The sequence below is a fragment of the Agrobacterium bohemicum genome (assembly GCF_001562555.1).
Lineage (GTDB): Bacteria > Pseudomonadota > Alphaproteobacteria > Rhizobiales > Rhizobiaceae > Agrobacterium > Agrobacterium bohemicum.
Genome location: NZ_KQ961025.1, coordinates 313,714 through 331,976 on the forward strand (window position 1 = coordinate 313,714; position 18,263 = coordinate 331,976).

General features: G+C 56.6%; 16 protein-coding genes and 1 riboswitch. Of the genes, 5 read left to right on the forward strand and 11 right to left on the reverse strand.

Annotated elements, in window-relative coordinates; translation table 11 throughout:
* Positions 1 to 1,038, reverse strand: a complete 1,038-nt coding sequence (cobW, locus tag ATO67_RS07095; RefSeq protein ID WP_067646286.1) for a cobalamin biosynthesis protein CobW — start codon at positions 1,036 to 1,038, stop codon at positions 1 to 3.
* Positions 1,032 to 1,457: a DUF1636 family protein gene (locus tag ATO67_RS07100; protein ID WP_067646041.1), complete on the reverse strand. Its 426-nt coding sequence runs from the start codon at positions 1,455 to 1,457 to the stop codon at positions 1,032 to 1,034. The genes cobW and ATO67_RS07100 overlap by 7 nt, the downstream gene beginning before the upstream one ends.
* Before the next feature lie 114 nt (positions 1,458 to 1,571).
* Positions 1,572 to 1,783: riboswitch (cobalamin riboswitch) on the reverse strand.
* 106 nt (positions 1,784 to 1,889) lie between these two features.
* Here ATO67_RS07100 and cobO point away from each other — a divergent pair.
* A complete protein-coding gene (gene cobO / locus ATO67_RS07105; protein WP_067646042.1) occupies positions 1,890 to 2,507 on the forward strand; it encodes a cob(I)yrinic acid a,c-diamide adenosyltransferase in 618 nt (205 codons plus the stop codon).
* A gap of 3 nt (positions 2,508 to 2,510) precedes the next feature.
* A complete protein-coding gene (locus tag ATO67_RS07110) occupies positions 2,511 to 3,968 on the forward strand; it encodes a cobyric acid synthase (protein WP_067646044.1) in 1,458 nt (485 codons plus the stop codon).
* Here ATO67_RS07110 and cbiB read toward each other — a convergent pair.
* Complete coding sequence (gene cbiB / locus ATO67_RS07115) at positions 3,955 to 4,920, reverse strand: adenosylcobinamide-phosphate synthase CbiB (protein ID WP_067646046.1); 966 nt, start codon at positions 4,918 to 4,920, stop codon at positions 3,955 to 3,957. The two genes, ATO67_RS07110 and cbiB, sit on opposite strands and share 14 nt — an antisense overlap.
* Here cbiB and cobD point away from each other — a divergent pair.
* Positions 4,919 to 5,947, forward strand: coding sequence for a threonine-phosphate decarboxylase CobD (gene cobD, locus ATO67_RS07120; RefSeq protein WP_067646048.1), 1,029 nt, complete (start codon positions 4,919 to 4,921; stop codon positions 5,945 to 5,947). The genes cbiB and cobD overlap by 2 nt on opposite strands.
* Before the next feature lie 130 nt (positions 5,948 to 6,077).
* On the opposite strand, the gene ATO67_RS07125 is transcribed toward cobD, so the two are convergent.
* The 7 genes from ATO67_RS07125 to ATO67_RS07155 form a co-directional block, all read right to left on the reverse strand.
* Positions 6,078 to 7,355 carry an L-fuconate dehydratase gene (locus tag ATO67_RS07125; protein ID WP_067646050.1) on the reverse strand — a complete coding sequence of 426 codons (1,278 nt, stop codon included), beginning with the start codon at positions 7,353 to 7,355 and terminating at the stop codon, positions 6,078 to 6,080.
* 49 nt (positions 7,356 to 7,404) lie between these two features.
* The gene (locus ATO67_RS07130; RefSeq protein ID WP_067646052.1) at positions 7,405 to 8,415 is read right to left on the reverse strand and encodes a zinc-binding alcohol dehydrogenase family protein; all 1,011 of its coding nucleotides are present in this window, start codon (positions 8,413 to 8,415) and stop codon (positions 7,405 to 7,407) included.
* 3 nt (positions 8,416 to 8,418) lie between these two features.
* The gene (locus tag ATO67_RS07135) at positions 8,419 to 9,240 is read right to left on the reverse strand and encodes an amidohydrolase family protein (RefSeq protein WP_067646054.1); all 822 of its coding nucleotides are present in this window, start codon (positions 9,238 to 9,240) and stop codon (positions 8,419 to 8,421) included.
* Between the two features lie 2 nt (positions 9,241 to 9,242).
* The gene (locus ATO67_RS07140; protein ID WP_067646056.1) at positions 9,243 to 10,256 is read right to left on the reverse strand and encodes an aldo/keto reductase; all 1,014 of its coding nucleotides are present in this window, start codon (positions 10,254 to 10,256) and stop codon (positions 9,243 to 9,245) included.
* 126 nt (positions 10,257 to 10,382) lie between these two features.
* Positions 10,383 to 11,324 carry an ABC transporter substrate-binding protein gene (locus ATO67_RS07145; RefSeq protein WP_067646289.1) on the reverse strand — a complete coding sequence of 314 codons (942 nt, stop codon included), beginning with the start codon at positions 11,322 to 11,324 and terminating at the stop codon, positions 10,383 to 10,385.
* 82 nt (positions 11,325 to 11,406) lie between these two features.
* Positions 11,407 to 12,429, reverse strand: a complete 1,023-nt coding sequence (locus tag ATO67_RS07150; RefSeq protein WP_067646058.1) for an ABC transporter permease — start codon at positions 12,427 to 12,429, stop codon at positions 11,407 to 11,409.
* The gene (locus ATO67_RS07155; RefSeq protein ID WP_067646060.1) at positions 12,419 to 13,993 is read right to left on the reverse strand and encodes a sugar ABC transporter ATP-binding protein; all 1,575 of its coding nucleotides are present in this window, start codon (positions 13,991 to 13,993) and stop codon (positions 12,419 to 12,421) included. The genes ATO67_RS07150 and ATO67_RS07155 overlap by 11 nt, the downstream gene beginning before the upstream one ends.
* Positions 13,994 to 14,248: 255 nt before the next feature.
* On the opposite strand from ATO67_RS07155, the gene ATO67_RS07160 reads away from it, so the two are divergent.
* Both ATO67_RS07160 and ATO67_RS07165 read left to right on the forward strand, forming a co-directional pair.
* Positions 14,249 to 14,941: a FadR/GntR family transcriptional regulator gene (locus ATO67_RS07160; RefSeq protein ID WP_067646062.1), complete on the forward strand. Its 693-nt coding sequence runs from the start codon at positions 14,249 to 14,251 to the stop codon at positions 14,939 to 14,941.
* Between the two features lie 45 nt (positions 14,942 to 14,986).
* On the forward strand, positions 14,987 to 16,519 hold the full coding sequence (locus ATO67_RS07165; RefSeq protein ID WP_067646064.1) for a UxaA family hydrolase: 1,533 nt from the start codon (positions 14,987 to 14,989) through the stop codon (positions 16,517 to 16,519).
* Positions 16,520 to 16,616: 97 nt separating this feature from the next.
* Here ATO67_RS07165 and purH read toward each other — a convergent pair whose 3' ends face one another.
* The gene (purH, locus tag ATO67_RS07170; protein WP_067646067.1) at positions 16,617 to 18,233 is read right to left on the reverse strand and encodes a bifunctional phosphoribosylaminoimidazolecarboxamide formyltransferase/IMP cyclohydrolase; all 1,617 of its coding nucleotides are present in this window, start codon (positions 18,231 to 18,233) and stop codon (positions 16,617 to 16,619) included.
* Positions 18,234 to 18,263: the final 30 nt, after the last annotated feature.

Consider the following 18,263-nt stretch of genomic DNA (forward strand, 5'->3'; position numbering starts at 1 on the left):
TCAGGCTGCCAGCATCCGCTCGATTTTCGCGCGGTCGAGACCCTTTTCTCCGATCACGACCAGACGGCTGCGGCGCACCTCACCGGCAGCCCACGGGCGATCGAAGTAATGGTTGACGCGCGAACCGACCGCCTGCACCTGCAAACGCATCGGCTTGGCTGACACCTCGACAAACCCCTTGATGCGCAACACATTTTCCGATGCTGCGGTTTCGGAAATCCGCATCGCTAGCGCGTTTGCATCCTTTACCGCGTCCAGTTCTACAACGAAGCTGTCGAATTCGTCGTGGTCGTGATCTGCTTCTTCATCATGGTGGGTGTGGCGGTTTTCGATATGCTCTTCCACTGCAAGGCCAAGGCCAATGAGCACGGCAGGATCGATCGCGCCATTGGAAGCCACGATAATTTTAGCAGCCTTTGGAAGATGAGCGTTAATATGTGCCTTGGCGCGTTCGAGACCCGCCGCATCCAGTAGATCGCCCTTGGTCAGAACGATGAGATCAGCGCAGGCAATCTGGTCTTCGAAAACCTCTTCGACCGGATCGTCATGGTCCAGCGCCTCGTCGTTCTGGCGCTGAGCAGCGAGTGCTTCGAGATCATGCGATACCATGCCTTGTGCAAGTGCTACGCCATCGGCCACGGCCACAACGGCATCCACCGTTACACGGCTTTTGATCGCTGGCCACTGGAAAGCCTGTACTAGGGGTTTTGGTAGAGCAAGACCGGAGGTCTCTATCAGAATATGCTCAACGCGTGGCTGTCGGCTCAGAATCTGCTCGATGGCGGGCTGGAAATCATCTGCCACTGTGCAGCAGATGCAGCCATTGGCCAATTCCACGATGTTTTCTTCCGGGCAGTTTTCGATGCCACACCCCTTGAGAATGTCACCATCGATACCGACATCGCCGAACTCGTTGACGATGATGGCCAGCCGCTTACCCTCAAGCTTTTCCAGAAGGCCACGCAGCAGCGTGGTTTTGCCAGCGCCCAGAAAGCCGGTGATGATGGTGCAGGGAACGCGGTTGAGCGTGGTCATGATGTCTCCTCGGTAAAATTCAAAGGGGGAATGCGGGCAACGAGGCCACGCTTCAAACTGTCGGGCCGTCCGCGCCACGGCATCAGCCCGTCGGGCGCAGAGGCCAACAGACGTGCGCCAACCATAAGGTCGGCCGCATCGTCTTCGCTCAGCGATCCAAACATATAGGACCATCCATCGGCGCTGCGAATGGCGGCACTCAAGCCGCGCTTGCAATTGGCAAGGCAATTGACGCTGCGCACATTGACACCCTCTGCGTCACCCAGCGCAATGGCGGCCTGCGCAAGGGTCGCACCGGGGCGAGGGTCCGCATTCGGATCAGCTTCGGACCGGCAACTGCGGCACACATAAACCACGACTCCAGGCGCGGTGTCATGGTGCGTCTTCTCATTCAGGCTGAGCGATGTTGATGTAATATCCAAGAGTGTACTTTCCGCGCCTTCACATGGTCTTGGGGTGCGGATATCGAAAACGGCATGCGGACAACCGCAAAGCCATTGGCGAACAACCGACTGACCGGAGCACCCCGCCCGGCAGACGTTTTTCCTGAAACGGCAGGTCTCCTGGCTTGCGGCTTCAACACCTCGCGCCGCCTTCCCGGACTTGAAGATGTCCAGTGGCTTCCGGCGCGGGCTCACCGCTTACAGTTGCGGGGGCAGCCACGGATTTGTCCGCATAAGCGAAGTGCACCGTGTTCCCTCTTAGCTTTTCCCGTTGCCGGAAAAAGACCGTCAGTCATTAACCCTTATGCCCTGCGGTGCTTTTGTGTCAATGCCGCGTATCATTGCTCACGCATGCGTTTTGGTTATAGTCGCCGCTTTGGAAAAGCATGAGACCCGGAAGGACCAACCGCCATGACCCGCGACATCAGCGACAGCGAAGCCGAACGTCACCGCGCCAAGATGGTCAACCGCAAGGCGGTTCAAGATGCTGAAGTCTCCGAAAAGACCGTCGAAAAAGGTCTGCTGATGATCAACACCGGCCCTGGCAAAGGCAAGTCTACCGCAGCCTTCGGCCTTGCCTTGCGCATGCTGGGCACCGGCAGACGTGTCGGCATTGTCCAGTTCATCAAAGGCGCATGGTCCACCGGCGAACAACAGGCACTCGCCCTGTTCGGTGACCGTGTGGAGTGGCGCACCATGGGCGAAGGTTTCACGTGGGACACTCAGGATCTCAAGCGCGACGTCGCCGCCGCGACCAAAGCCTGGGAGGAAGCCAAGGTGATGATGGCCGATGACACCATCGGTCTCGTGGTTCTGGATGAGCTCAACATCGCATTGCGCTATGATTATCTACCGCTGGAAGAGGTGGTAGAGACCCTGCAAACTCGTCGCCCCGGTTTGCACGTTATCGTCACCGGCCGAAATGCCAAGCAGCCGTTGATGGATGCCGCCGATATGGTTACGGAAATGACGCTTGTGAAACATCACTTCAAAGCTGGTGTGAAAGCGCAATCCGGCATTGAGTTCTAATTCATGACAGCGCGCGTTTTGATGTTTCAAGGCACCGGCTCGGATGTCGGCAAGTCGCTGATGGTGGCAGGGCTGGCCCGCGCCTTCGTCCGTCGCGGACTGTCCGTCATGCCCTTCAAGCCGCAAAACATGTCCAACAATGCCGCCGTCACAGCAGATGGTGGCGAAATTGGCCGGGCACAGGCCTTGCAGGCACGGGCTGCTGGCGTTCCGCTTTCCGTGCATATGAACCCCGTGCTGCTCAAACCCCAAAGCGAGACCGGTGCGCAGGTGGTGGTGCAGGGCAAAGTAATCGGCAAAGCCAAAGCCGTAGATTACCAGCATATGAAGGCAGGGTTGATGCCGCGCGTTCTGGAAAGCTTTGAACATCTCAAGGCGAAAGCTGACATCATCCTGATCGAGGGTGCGGGCAGCGCTTCGGAAGTCAATCTCCGCGCCAACGACATTGCCAATATGGGCTTCGCCCGCGCAGCCAATGCCCCCGTCATCCTGATTGGCGATATCGACCGAGGCGGCGTCATCGCCAGCCTTGTTGGTACAAAGGCGGTTCTGGATGCAGACGATGCCGCCATGATTCATGGTTTCATCGTTAATCGTTTCAGGGGTGATCCAAACCTGTTCGATGAAGGAATGCGCATTATCTCAGATAAAACCGGCTGGAACCCGATCGGCCTCCTGCCGCATTTTGCCGATGCCAATCGCCTGCCAGCAGAGGACGCGTTGGGCCTGACAGCACCTGGGCAGCACAAACCCGGCGCGAAGATCCGCATCGCAGTGCCGATCCTGCCGCACATCTCGAACTTCGACGACCTTGATCCCCTTGAGGCTGAGCCGGATGTCGAGCTTATCAGGGTGCGCCAAGGCGATGTCATTCCCGCAAATTGTGCACTGGTGCTGATTTGCGGCTCCAAATCCACGATCGCCGATCTGAGCGCCCTGAAAAGTTCAGGGCTTGATGTAGATATCAAGGCGCATGCGCGCCGTGGCGGCTTTGTGCTTGGCCTATGCGGTGGCTACCAGATGCTCGGAAACACGGTGGCAGATCCTGATGGTATCGAGGGTACGCCTAACACGATAGAGGGGTTGGGCTTACTGGATATCGACACTGTGCTGACGGGAGACAAAAGGCTCGTTTCTGTCATCGGCCAAAGCTTCGATCACGTTTCTTTCTCCGGCTATGAAATGCATGTCGGTGTAACGACAGGGAATGACAACATGCGTCCCTTCTCTACGATGGGCGACCACGCCGAGGGCGCGATCTCTGCTGATGGCCGCGTCTTTGGCACCTATATTCACGGCCTCTTCGCAGACGACAATCAACGCAGCGCATGGCTGGAGCGACTGGGCGGCGAAAGCTCGGCACTCAATTACGAAGCGCAGGTGGATGACGTTCTGGACCGGTTGGCGGACCACATGGAACGCCATCTCGATCTCGATGCACTACTGGCTATAGCGCGATAGCCAAGGCTAACGCACCGAAAAACGCGATCAACATAGCATCCGCGATACGTGCGAGTGTCAAAGCCTGGCGAATATCGACAGATGTCAAATCGCGCCGCCCACCTTCGCCCATGAACCGCGCCTCGATCATTTGCCCGCCGTAAGACCGAGGACCGGCCAGCGCGAAACCAAGTGCCCCTGCCAGTGCCGCCTCCGGCCAACCGGCATTGGGCGAACGGTGATGGTGCGCGTCTTGGAAAATAGAGCGGAAACCAGCCCGAGGCGAAGCGCCATTCACGAAAAAAGCAGCGAGGACAAACAACAGGCCAGTCAGCCGGGAAGCGGGCAGGTTGACCAGGTCGTCCAGTCGCGCCGACGCCCAGCCAAATGCTTCATGACGGGCAGAGCGATGGCCAATCATGCTGTCTGCTGTGTTGATCGCCTTGTAACCCGCACCGCCGGCAAGCCCCAGAAGCCCTAACCAAACCGCGGGAGCGACGACACCATCGGAAAAGTTTTCCGCCAGACTTTCAATCGCTGCGCGGCAGACCGCAGCCTCATCCAGATTATCGGGATCACGCCCCACGATCATCGAAACGGCTTTACGACCGCCTTCGATACCCTCACGTTCCAAAGCCATCGCCACGGCCTCGACATGCTGCTCCAAGCTTTTCTGTGCTGGCAGGGATGCGCCAAGCACTGCCACGGCCAATATGCCGAACGGAAGCCATAGAAGTGCTGACTGCAACACCGATGCACTCAGCACCGTCGACCCTAGAAGGATAACAAGAGCGGCAACACCCGTGCCTTTGCGACGTAAAAATGAATCACTCCCCCGGTTCCATTTTCTATCTAGGAGCGCGATAAGCGAACCGATCCAGGTTACGGGGTGGCCGATGCGTTTGAACAGCCAGTCGGGATAGCCGAGAAGGCGCTCGATGAGCAGTGATAGGAAAGCGAGAGCGAAGAACATGGGCGAAAAGGTACCAGAAAAAGCACAACCGGCGATCCGCCATGGAGGCAATCTGGGCCACGCGCGCCAGCTTTTTCCGCAGGCGCCCGAACCGTGGATCGATCTTTCCACCGGGATCAACCCGCACTCCTACGCCCATTCGCCCATTCCTGCCAGCGCCTTTGCCCGCCTGCCGGAACCGGGTGCCGTCGAAACCCTGAAAAACATCGCGGCAACGGCGTTCAGCGCGCCCTCTGGCACTCACATTGCCGCAGCCCCCGGAACGCAGATGCTGATGCCGCTCTTGGCACATATGGCTGTCCAAAGCGGCGCGAAAAGATGCGGCGTTCTTTCACCGACCTACGCCGAACACGCCCGCACTGCCCGCATTGCAGGCCTGGCTGTAACCGAAGTCTCTGAAATCAGGGATCTCTTGGCCTTTGACTACGCCGTCGTCATCAACCCAAACAACCCCGATGGGCGGGTGTCTGATCGCACCGAGTTGCAGGGACTGGCAGCAGCCATGCGCAAAAAGGGCGGGCTGCTTGTGGTGGATGAGGCGTTCATCGAGACCGGTCATGCGCAAAGTCTTGCCAATGCAACAACATCAGATGGCCTCATCGTCCTACGTTCCTTCGGCAAGTTCTACGGCATGGCAGGCGTCCGTCTCGGCTTCGCAGTCGCCCATCCCGATGTCGCAGCAGAGCTCGAGTCAAGGCTTGGCCCTTGGGCCGTTTCAGGCCCGGCTCTGCATATCGCAACAGAAGCGCTCGGGGACCACACCTGGCAAGATGCAATGAGACTCCGGCTAAGGGATGATTCGGCACGGCTAAACGAGATGATGATAGAAACCGGTTTAACGATCGCTGGGAGTACGTCGCTCTTTACGCTCGTTCGCGATGAGCGGGTACCGCACCTGTTTGCCCACCTGATGCAACACGGCATTCTGACGCGCATCTTCGATGAGAGACCTAAGGATATTCGCTTTGGTCTTCCAGGAGAAGAGGCCGAGTGGGTGAGGCTCGAAGCAGCGCTGGCTGCGTTCTAGAGCAACGCGATTATCCCAATTCGACGTCATCCTCGGGCTTGACCCGAGGATCTAACGAACCCCAACATTAAACGTGGTTAGATCCTCGCCACAAGGGCGAGGATGACGGTGGAACGGGCAGCGAGCCCATTTACCCCTTGAACAAATAAGCCTCAATCGTTTCAGGCCTCATCTCAATCGAAAAACCTGCCATTTTCGGCGGCATGTAAGCAGCATTCTGAATATCGCAGGGCTCAATGAAGTGCTCATGCAGATGGTCGACATACTCGATGACGCGGCCATCCTTGGTGCCTGAGACGACAAGATAATCGATCATCGACAGGTGCTGCACATATTCGCAAAGCCCGACCCCGCCTGCATGTGGCCAGACAGGCAAATCGTATTTCGCTGCAATCAACAAAACGGCCAACACTTCATTGAGTCCGCCCATGCGGCAGGAATCGATCTGGACCACGTCGATCGCGCCTTCGGCGATGAACTGCTTGAACATGATACGGTTCTGGCACATTTCGCCGGTTGCGACCTTCACAGAACCAATCGCCTGACGAATTTTGCGGTGACCTGCGATGTCGTCAGGGCTGGTCGGCTCTTCGATGAAGAAGGGCTTGGCGAAAGCAAGCTTGTTAACCCACTCAATGGCCTGATCGACCTCCCATACCTGATTGGCGTCAATCATGAGGTAGCGATCGGGGCCGATCACTTCGCGGGCGATGGTCAGGCGACGGATGTCGTCTTCCAGATCGCGCCCGACTTTCATTTTCACATGGTTGAAGCCTGCATCAATGGCTTCCTGACATAGGCGTCGTAATTTATCATCGCCGTAACCCAGCCATCCCGCAGAGGTCGTATAGCAGGCATACCCCTCTTGTTTAAGGATCTGCGCCCGCTCTGCCTTACCGGTTTCGGCTTTCTTCAGGATTGCTAGCGCATCGTCGCGCGTCAAGACATCGGTCAGGTAACGGTAATCGACGATATCGGCGATCTGTTCGGGGCTCATATCGGCCACCAGTTGCCAGACCGGTTTGCCGACCTGCTTGGCCAGCAGATCCCATACAGCGTTGACGACGGCACCCGTGGCCAGATGCATGGCACCCTTGTCCGGTCCGATCCAGCGCAGCTGGCTATCACCCGTCAGATGACGCCAGTATTTGCCGGGATTTTCCAGGACGGCGGAAAGATCGGTACCGATAACCAGATGCCGCATCGCTTCGATGGCCATGCAGCAAATCTCGTTGCCGCGACCGATGGTGAAGGTCAGACCGTGTCCTTTCAAGGTGGTGTCATCGGTATCGAGAATAACATACGCGGCGGAGTAATCCGGATCGGGGTTCATCGCATCTGAGCCATCAAGGCTTTGCGAAGTTGGAAAACGCAAATCGAAAACGCGCAAATCGGTAATCTTGGTCATGGCCTCACTCGCAGTCGGGGGTCACAGAATTTCTTTATTTTTGCAGGTCTCAGGCGACTTCCACCATGCCTTTGATCACACCAGCCTTAGGGTTGGTCAGGTCTGCAAAGCGGGCGGGAACATCGGCCAGTGTCATACGGTGTGTGATCAGCGCTTCCGGGACTTTGCCGGAACGCTGCGCCGCTAGGACCACTTCAAAATCCTCAAGCGTCGCGTTGCGGCTGCCCAGCAACGTTGTTTCGCGCTTGTGGAACTCAGGATCATTGAAGCTGATGTCGCTAGCGACAATCGATACCAGCACGTAGGAGCCGCCATGGCCAACGAAGGAAAAGCCCCGTTCCATGGCTTTAGCATTGCCTGTCGCATCAAAAACGGCGTCGAAGAAATCCCCGCCCGTAATCTCGGATAGGCGGTCCTTATCGCCATCGCCAAGTGCGACGATGTGGGTGACACCTAGTTGATCCTTACAAAAATTCAACCGGTCTTCGCGGCTATCGATCATCGTCACAGCGGCACCATTGAGAACAGCAAATACGGCAACTGCCATGCCGATCGGTCCGGCACCGACGATCAACACCTGCTGACCGGTCTCGACCGCGCCTCGACGCACCGCATGTGCGCCGATGGCCAGAAATTCCGTCATCGCTGCTTGATCAAGAGTGAGACCTTCAGCCTTCAGAACGAACTGTTCTGGCACGCTCAGATATTCCACCATGCCACCATCGCGGTGTACGCCCAACACCCCGATGTTGCGGCAGCAATTGCTTTTGCCTTTCAGGCAAGCGCTGCAATGTCCGCAGGAAATGTAAGGGATGATGGTGACGATATCCCCTACAGCCAAATCGCTTCCTTCAGGTGCATCTTCCACCGTGCCGGATAACTCATGTCCCATAATGCGGGGATAGGAGAGGTAGGGTTGATTGCCGGTGAAGATATGTAAATCCGTGCCGCAGACGCCTATGCGGCGGATACGCACCAGAACATCGCCCTCGCCGCGGTGCGGCGTCGGCAATTCCTTGGCTGATAAAAGCCCGGGCTTATCGCAAAAAATCGCCAGCATATGTCACCTGTCAGAAAGAGAGTAAAAACGCACGGCATTGCCGCCAAATACTGCATCATGGTGGGCAGCGGGTACGATGCTGCGGCTGAAATCCAGCCATGCCTGATAATCGCCAGCCAGCCGCAAGACGGGCCAGTCGCTGCCAAACATCACCCGTTCAGCACCGAACAGATCGATAATGGTTTCAGCATAGGGCCGCACTGCCTCAGGCTTTTGATCACCGCGTTCGGTTAGCAGACCTGAAAGCTTGCAATAGACGTGGGGAAGGGCAGCCAAAGCCGCCATATCCTTGCGCCAATTGTTGTAATGACCGATTGCGATCAACGGCTTTGCACCGTGATCAATGACGATTGGAAGCCCGGTATGGCGGGTCGCGAAGGCAAGCAGATGCGGCAAATGCCGAGGGAGAACCAGCGCATCGAATACAAGGCGGTGATCGATCAAGGCTGTGACAGCTGGATCAAGCGCAGGATCCACTATCCAGCTGACATCGGCGATGTCCTGCAACATCGGTCGCACACCCTTAAAGGTAGGGTGGGCTGCGCGTCTGATGATCTGTTCAGACGCGTCCGGTGCCTTCATATCGAGCCAGCCGACAACGCCTTTAATGAAGGAATGCTTGTCGGCCAGCGCCAACATGAAATCCGTATCACCAGCCGTTTCCATCGTCTGCACCAGCACTGTGCCAGTTACACCCGCCTGCTGCATCAATGGCAGCAAATCGTCAGGAAGAAAATCCCGGTAGATGGCAGCCAAAGAAGGCGGCGGCCACTGGCCGGCACGATCCTTCAAAAGCCAGAAATGCTGGTGGGCGTCGATCAGCATGGTCAGACATTGCCTCCCGGTACCGGCGCACCCTCAGCAATCAGGTCGCGCTTTTGCAGTTCGCGCCAGAATTCAGCCGGAATATCCTGCTCGAACCATTCTATATTGGATGAAAGTTGCTGTGCGTTGCGCGCGCCGGACACCACTGTAACGGACGCGGCATGCGCCAGCGGAAATTGCAGCGCAGCAGCCTGCAACGAGACGCCAAGCTCTTCGCATACATCATGGAGGGCATCGACCTTGGCCAGAATATCGGCTGGCGCATCCGCATAATTGAACTTGCGATTGCCCGCCAGAATGCCGGAATTGAAAACACCCGCCATAACGATGGCAACGCCGCGTGTGGCACATGTGTTCAGGAAATCGAGGCTGCTCTGTTCAAGCAACGTGTAGCGTCCAGCCAGCATCGCAACGTCGATGTCGAAAACTTCCATTGCGCTGCGAACGACTTCCCATTCATTGACACCAAGGCCGACGGCACCTGTGGAGCCCTCTTCACGCAGCCTGGCCAAGGCCTTGAAACCGCCGCCGGATGTCAATTGGTCCCAGTAATGCTGATGCTTGTCGCCATGCGTAAAGGGACCAATATCGTGAATGTAGAGAATATTCGGCTTCAGAATGCCAAGTCTTTGCTGGCTCGCCTCGAAAGAGCGTAGAATGCCATCGTGGGAATAATCATAGACCGGACGGAAGGGTAGGGGTGCAATATAAGCGTCCTCTTCCGGTCCTACCGTTTCATCCGGCACCATGACACGGCCCACCTTGGTGCTGATCGTATAATCTTTACGCTCATGCTCGGTGACCATCGTACCCAGTCGACGTTCGGAACGGGTATAGCCGTAAAACGGCGCGGTATCGAAATAACGTATGCCGTGCTGCCAGGCCGTATCAAAAGCACCCTTGGATTCCTCATAGGGCGTGACGCGATAAAGGTTGCCCATCTGGGCACAGCCGAGCCCCATCAGCGTGACCTCGACCTCACAACGGGGCAGCTTGCGTTTATCGGAAACTTTCATCGCGGACACTTTCGAAAACTCAGTGTTGGTATGAATGATCGCGACAGGTCGCGATCATCCTAATAATCCAATTGTACTCTCTCCCACCATGCTCGCATTTGGCCCGAGCATGACGAAGAGCAGATATCAATAAAGAACGTTCTTCGCTTCCGGCTTGTCGATGTTGTCTTTGGTCACCACCACGACGCCGGTATCAACGAACTTTTCGACCTTTTCCTTGGCGATCAGCTTGGACACGGTCTGTACGCCCAGTTCACCCATCTGATAGGAGCCCTGAACCACGATGCCGGACAAAGTGCCGTCCTTGACGAAGCCCTGAAGGTCCTGATTGCCGTCAAAACCGATGGCGACAACCTTGCCCGCCTTGCCGGATTGCGCAAGCGCACGACCGACGCCAATGGCAGTGGGTTCATTCGCACCAAAGATGCCCTTGAGATCGGAGTTGGCCGCCAGAACGTCGGTCGTCTGGTTAAGCGCCGTCGCCATCTGCGACTGCGAATAATAGGGGCCGACGATCTGGAGCTTGGAATTCGCCTTGATGTAATCCGTGAAACCGCCAACACGGCCGATTTCGGAACCGGCACCGGCGACGTAGGACATAACGGCGATCTTGCCTTCCTTACCAACCTTTTCGATCAGTGCCTGGGCTGCCAGTTCACCGGCCTTTTTATTGTCGGTTGCGAGGAAGGACTGGTAATATTGCTCGGCACCCTTGGCGAGTTGCGAATCTACGATAACCACGGGGATGCGGGCTTCCCAGGCCTTTTTCACGGCAGGAACCAGCGCGTCAGGATCGGAAGGGGCTAGAACAATGCCTGCGACCTTACGGTTGACGGCATTTTCCACCATGTTGACCTGATCGGCGATGGCCGATTCCGAGGCCGGACCCTGGAAGGTCATAGTGTTGCCCTTGGAGTCCTTGATCGCGGCATCCGCACCCTTCTGGACGTTCTGCCAGAAGGTGGAATTCACGGTCTTGACGATGACGGCGATTTCACCGGCCTGAACAGCGGAAACGCTCCACAGCGCAATCACCGATGTCAAAAGAGCAGTCGTAAGCTTTTTCATGTTTTCCTCCATTGTGCCGGCGCAGCGATATCTCCTCGTCGCCGTGCCGGTTTCCCGCGGAAAAGGTCCGCACCCCTATAGATCATCGGCGGTTGCGCAGCTGGTCGATCCAGACCGTGCCGAGAATAACCAGACCGATGATAATCTGCTGCGTGAAGGCCGAAACGCCGTTCATGTTGAGGCCATTGCGCAAAATACCGATGACGAAGGCGCCGATAGCGGTGCCAGAAATCGTGCCGACACCGCCAATCAGCGATGTGCCACCAATGACGGCACTGGCGATGGCATCGAGCTCATACATAACACCCTCGTTCGGCTGCGCCGTGACAAGGCGGGACATCAGCACGCAGCCGGTCAAACCCGCCAGCGTGCCAGACAACACATAGGTAAAGTTGGTGACGCGGGCCACGTTGACGCCGGACAGCCGCGCGGCTTCCGCATTCGAGCCTACCGCATAGATGTGTCGTCCCAGTACAGAGCGGTTCAGCATGAAGGAAACGGCAATCGCGATCACGATCATCAGAATGACCGGGTAGGGAATGCCGGGAAATACCACATTCGGAAACCCGTCATCGCCAATGTTGACGATGCGAAACAAAGCGCCGTTGCCAAGTTCGCCAAAGGACTCGCCAAGGCCGGACACGGCCCGCGCACCGGTGATTTGCAGAGCGACACCGCGAGCGATCAGCATCATGCCGAGTGTTGCGATGAACGGCGGCAGCTTGAAGCGCGTGACCAGCAGGCCATTGATAAGGCCGCACAGAGAACCCGTCAAAATGCCGAAGAACATGCCAACCGGCACCGGCATGCCCAGCTCTTTTACCGCAAGAGCTGCGACCACACCTGCCAGCGCCAGCACCGAGCCCACCGAAAGATCAATGCCGCCAGTGATGATAACGCAGGTCGCGCCGATGCCGAGCAGGGCAATCGACGTCACCTGCAAGGCAATCGTCATGGCATTGTTGACGGTGAAGAACGCATTGCTGGTGGCTGAAAACACGATCGTCAGAAGCACCAGACTGCCGAGCGCGGCAAATTTCTGGATGATATCCTTCTGCCGGTCGCTGAAGGAAAAACGCTTGGGTGTTTCTGGACTAACCGACATGTCTATCTCCGCTGCTATAGCCGGAGGCATAGCGCATGATTTCTTCCTGATTGGTCTTTGCCGTTTCCAGAATTCCGGTAATTCTGCCTTCGTGGAAAACCGCAATCCTGTCCGTCAATCCCAGCACCTCCGGCAATTCGGAGCTGATGAGAATGACGCCGATACCCTTGGCAGCCAGTTCGTCCATGATTTGGTAGATCGCGAACTTCGCCCCAACATCGATGCCGCGCGTCGGCTCATCGAAGAACAGAACGCGAGACTGGCGAAACAGCCATTTACCGATAATGATCTTCTGCTGGTTGCCGCCGGACAAAAGCCGCACCGTCTGCTTGATGGAGGGTGTGCGGATGTTCAAAAGGTCGACGTAGCGCTTGGCAACCTCGTCATGTTTCTTGAAATCGATCAGTCCGAAACGGCTGGAGACGGCCTCCATATTGGCCAATGACGTATTGGCGGCCACCGACATCTTGATGGCAAGACCATCGGTCTTCCGATCTTCTGAGAGATACGCGATGCCGTTTTCAATCGCATCCTGTGGCGACTTGATGGACAGGGTACGTCCCTCGAAAGTAACCGTTCCCGCGTCAAAGGCATCGGCTCCGAAAATAGCCCGCGCCACCTCGGTGCGACCGGCGCCCATCAAACCTGCGAACCCTAAGATTTCCCCACGCCGAAGCTCGAAACTGACATCGTGAAACACGCCGGTGCGTGTCAGCCCCTCAACCGCGAAAATCACCTCATCGGTTGGCCTGGATGTTCGCTCTGGAAACTTTTCCTCGAGCGACCGGCCCACCATTCGCGTGACGATATCGTCAACCGTAACAGCCTTGAAATCATCGGTCGAGATATGACGGCCGTCGCGCAAAACGGTCACGCGGTCAACGATCTCTGCCATCTCGTCCAGCCGGTGCGAGATATAGACGATGCCGACGCCTGATGCCTTGAGATCGCGGATGACCTTGAACAAGAGCCGCGTTTCCTGCTCCGTCAATGATGACGTCGGCTCGTCCATGATCAGGACTTCGGCATCGAGCGACAGTGCCTTTGCGATCTCTACCATCTGACATTGGGCGACAGATAGGCCGCGCACCAGCTGGTCAGGGTTGAGATCGACGCCGAGCCGGTCGAGACAGCGTTTAGCGTCAGTGCGCAACTTCTTGCGGTCAACCAGAAATGCTCTCTTCGGCTCTCGAGCCAGATAGATGTTTTCGGCGATACTCAAATGCGGAACGAGGTTCAGTTCCTGATGAATGATGGCAATGCCGGCCGCCTCCGATTCCAGCGGCGAGGCATACTGAACTTTTTGCCCTTTGTGCAAAATCGTGCCGCTCGTCGGCTGGTACACACCGCTGACGATCTTCATCAGCGTCGATTTTCCAGCGCCATTTTCACCGCAGACGGCATGAACCTCGCCTGAACGCAGATCGAAATGCACGTCACTCAGCGCTTTAACGCCTGGGAACTCCTTGCTGATATTGTCCAGCCGTAGCAGAACGTGGCCATGCTCACGCACGGCGGCGGCGTCCACAATTCTGTTCTGAGCAGTCGATGCGCCGTGCGACATCCAGATCCTCCCGATAGCGCCCTAACTCCACCCAAGGCGCTGCGAATAGGAGAGATGGTTAGGCCGCATTTTCATCTTGGTCAAGCCAATTTTGGAATGTGGTGGAGATGAGTGTCATTTGATATTGATCAATCAAAAGAAATATCTAAAATTATATCACATTTTCAATGCTATAAACATTATCTTGCGTCTGTTTGACGTTGAGGATACGGTAAGGCCAAATCTTAGGAAGTGCGCCATTCGCGCAGAACTCATATGAATGGTCAGGCCAAAATTATGGAGCCGCGCAGGCTTTATCAGCAGATTGCAGATCAGATCCGCGAATTGATCGAGAGCGGAGAATTTCAGACGGGTTCGCGGCTTCCGCCGGAGCGTGAGCTGGCACAACGGCTTGGCGTCTCGCGCCCGTCTCTGCGCGAAGGGCTTATCGCACTGGAAATCGATGGAAGCGTCGAAATCCGCATGGGCTCCGGTGTCTACGTCCTACCCGAACCAGTGCAGTCAAGCACGCGAACCAAATCGCTTGGCGAAAGCCCGACGGAATTGATGCAGGCGCGGGCAGCGCTTGAAGGCACCACCATCGTGCTTGCCGCCAGTCGCATCGATGCGGACGCGCTGAAAACATTGCGGTCCACGCTAGATGCGATGCGCAATGAAATAGAGGCTGGACGCAAGCCTCTGGATCAAGACCGGCAGTTTCATATCATCATTGCCGAACAATCCGCCAACAGCGTCCTTGCCCGCCTCGTTGCAGATTTGTTCGATGAGCGTCACAGCCCGATGTCCGCACAGTTTCGGGTCAAATTCGAAGACAAGAACACCTGGACATTCGCCTTACAGGAGCATGAGGCTATTCTGGCTGCTCTGGAGGCGAAAGATCCATTACTGGCGCAATCGACAATGCATAGCCATCTTGACAGCTCCAGACGGAGATGGGTCGAGAATTAAAGACGACAAGCTCGAAAGAGCGGATTTTCGCGAGGAGGAGACCGCGTGACAGACATTTCAGAAGCCACCATTTTGCTCAACACAAGGGACAACGTCGCGGTTGCGCGTCGTTCCATTCAGCCCGGTGGTGCCACCGGTCGTGGAGAGTTGACTGCACTTGAGCTGATCGGGCGTGGGCACAAAGTGGCCCTCTCGACCATCAAAACCGGTCAGGATGTCATCAAATATGGTCAGATTATCGGTATCGCGACGCAGGACATCGAACCGGGTCGGCACGTTCACCTCCACAACCTGGCCATGGTGCCATCCGAGCACGCCCATCAATTCAGTGTCGATATCGAAGAAAAGGGCATGCTACCGCTGGATCAGCGCCGCACCTTTTTGGGCTTCGACCGCGGAGCAGGCGGTGTCGGCACACGCAACTACATCGGAATCATCGCCTCGGTAAACTGTTCCGCCACAGTGTCGCGCTACATAGCAGACTATTTCAACCGCGATGGCGGACTTGACGGTTTCGACAATATCGATGGCGTCGTGGCATTGACCCATGGCACCGGCTGTGCGCTCAACGCCAAGTCGGAAGGCTACAGACTGTTGATCCGCACCATCCAGGGCTACGCTCGGCACCCTAACTTCGGCGGCATCCTGTTGATCGGGCTAGGCTGTGAAACCAACCAGATTGCACCGATCCTCGAACACTACAAGATGGAAGAGGGCGAACGCCTTCGTACCATGACCATTCAGCAGCATGGCGGCACACGGAAAACCATCGAGGCGGCAATTGCCCAGATCAAGGATATGCTGCCCGTCGTCAATGCTGCAAAGAGGACGGAACAGCCATTGTCGGCCCTGAAGGTTGCCTTGGAATGCGGCGGTTCGGATGGTTACTCCGGTATTTCCGCCAATCCAGCCCTGGGTTATGCCTCAGATCTCATCGTCCAGAACGGCGGCACGACCGTGCTGGCGGAAACGCCCGAAATCTACGGTGCCGAACACCTCCTTACACGCCGTGCCATTACCCCGGCAGTCGCTGAAAAACTTCTGCAGCGCATCGATTGGTGGCGGGATTATACCGCTCGTAATGGTGACGAGTTGAACAACAATCCCTCCCACGGCAACAAGCTGGGAGGTCTGACCACGATCCTCGAGAAGTCACTGGGTGCTGTCGCAAAAGGCGGCTCCATGCCGCTGAAAGCCGTCTACGAATTTGCCGAAACTGTCACGGAACCCGGTTTTGTCTTCATGGACACGCCTGGCTATGATCCGGTCGCCGTCACAGGCCAGGTAGCAGGCGGCTGTAACGTCATCTGCTTCACCACCGGTCGTGGCTCCGTCTCGGGCTTCAAACCTTCGCCGTGCATCAAGATTGCCACCAACACCGAAATGTACGAACACATGAAGGAAGATATGGACATCAACTGCGGTGAGATCGTTACCGGTCGTGAGACCATTGAGGAATCCGGCAAAAGAATCTTCGAGCACATCATCGCTGTCGCATCAGGCGATAAAACCGTGAGCGAGATTTATGACTACGGCGATAATGAATTCGTGCCGTGGCAGGTCGGGGCTGTTACTTGAGCATGTGTCCCACGTGAAACATGAAGCCCTAGCATAAGCTCAAAAGCACCCTTATGGATAAGGACCGGGAGGTTCTACACCCTCCCGGCCGAGCTCGTTAATGCTTGAAATGACGCATGCCTGTGAACACCATAGTGACATTATGCTCGTTCGCCGCGTCGATCACATCCTGATCCCGCATCGAACCACCGGGCTGAATAACCGCTGTCGCACCAGCGGAGATCGCGGCGAGCAAGCCGTCTGCAAAGGGATAGAACGCCTCGGACGCAACCGCGGAACCTTTGGTCAGTGGCTCGGCAAGCCCCATCGCCTTGGCAGCGTCTTCAGCCTTCTGGGCCGCGATTCGCGCTGAATCGATGCGGCTCATCTGGCCAGCACCGATGCCTGCCGTCTGGCCGTCCTTGGCATAGATCACCGCGTTGGATTTCACATGCTTGGCAATCTTAAAGGCGAACTTCATATCTTCAAGCTCTTGCGCTGTCGGTGCGCGGTTGGTTACGACCTTAAGGTCGAGATCTTCGACCATGCCATTGTCACGGCTCTGGACCAGAAGACCACCGGATACGGTTTTCGCCGTAATACCAGCAGCGCGCGCATCTGGTAGACCACCGGCTGACAGAAGACGCAGGTTCGGCTTGCGAGCAACGATCAGCTTGGCTTCTTCGGTTACATCAGGTGCAATGATGACTTCGGTGAAAAGCTGGATGATTTCTTCAGCGGTTTCAGCATCCAGCGTGCGGTTCATGGCAATCACGCCACCGAAAGCAGAGACGGGGTCACAGGCCAGCGCACGCTTGTAGGCATCCAGCAAGGTGGTCCCCGTTGCAACACCGCATGGATTTGCATGCTTGATGATGGCGACGGCTGGTGCATTCTCGGGCAGGAATTCTGCGACCAGCTCGTAAGCAGCATCGGTATCATTGATATTGTTGTAGGAAAGTTGCTTGCCCTGCAGAAGCGTGGCCGTCGCAACACCGGGGCGCTTGTCTCCGGTCAGATAGAAGCCAGCACTCTGATGCGGATTTTCGCCGTAACGCATCTTTTCCTTCAGCACGCCGCCAATCGCGCGGTAGTGCGGCGTCTCGATGGAGAGCGCTTCGGCAAACCAGTTGGAAATAACCGCATCATACGCTGCGGTGCGCGCATAAGCCTTGGCAGCGAAACACTGGCGCAGCGCATAGCTCGTCTGACCGTCTTCGGCCTGCAATGCTTCCAGCAATTCTGGATAATCGCTTGGATCGGTCACCACAGTGACATAGGCGTGGTTCTTGGCCGATGCGCGGATCATGGCAGGACCGCCAATATCGATATTTTCTACCGTCGTCGGATAATCGCCACCCTTGGCGCGGACCTCTTCGAACGGATAAAGATTGATAACGGACAGATCGATGGCTTCGATACCGTGCGCCTGCATGGCTCTCACATGTTCGGCATCATCTCGGATCGCCAGCAGGCCACCATGGACATTGGGGTGCAACGTCTTGACACGGCCATCCATGATCTCAGGAAATTGAGTGATATCAGAAACGTCAGTGACCGGAAGACCTGCATCGGCAATGGTCTTCGACGTGCCACCTGTCGACAGAAGTTTCACGCCCAGCTTGACCAGAGCGCCCGCCAGCTCGACGATGTCAGTCTTGTCGGAGACCGAAAGCAGCGCAGTGCGGATTTTGACTTTGTCGGGAGCGGGAATTTTCTTGGAAACGACGGCCATTAAGACAACTCCGTAATGCGGAAAAGAGAA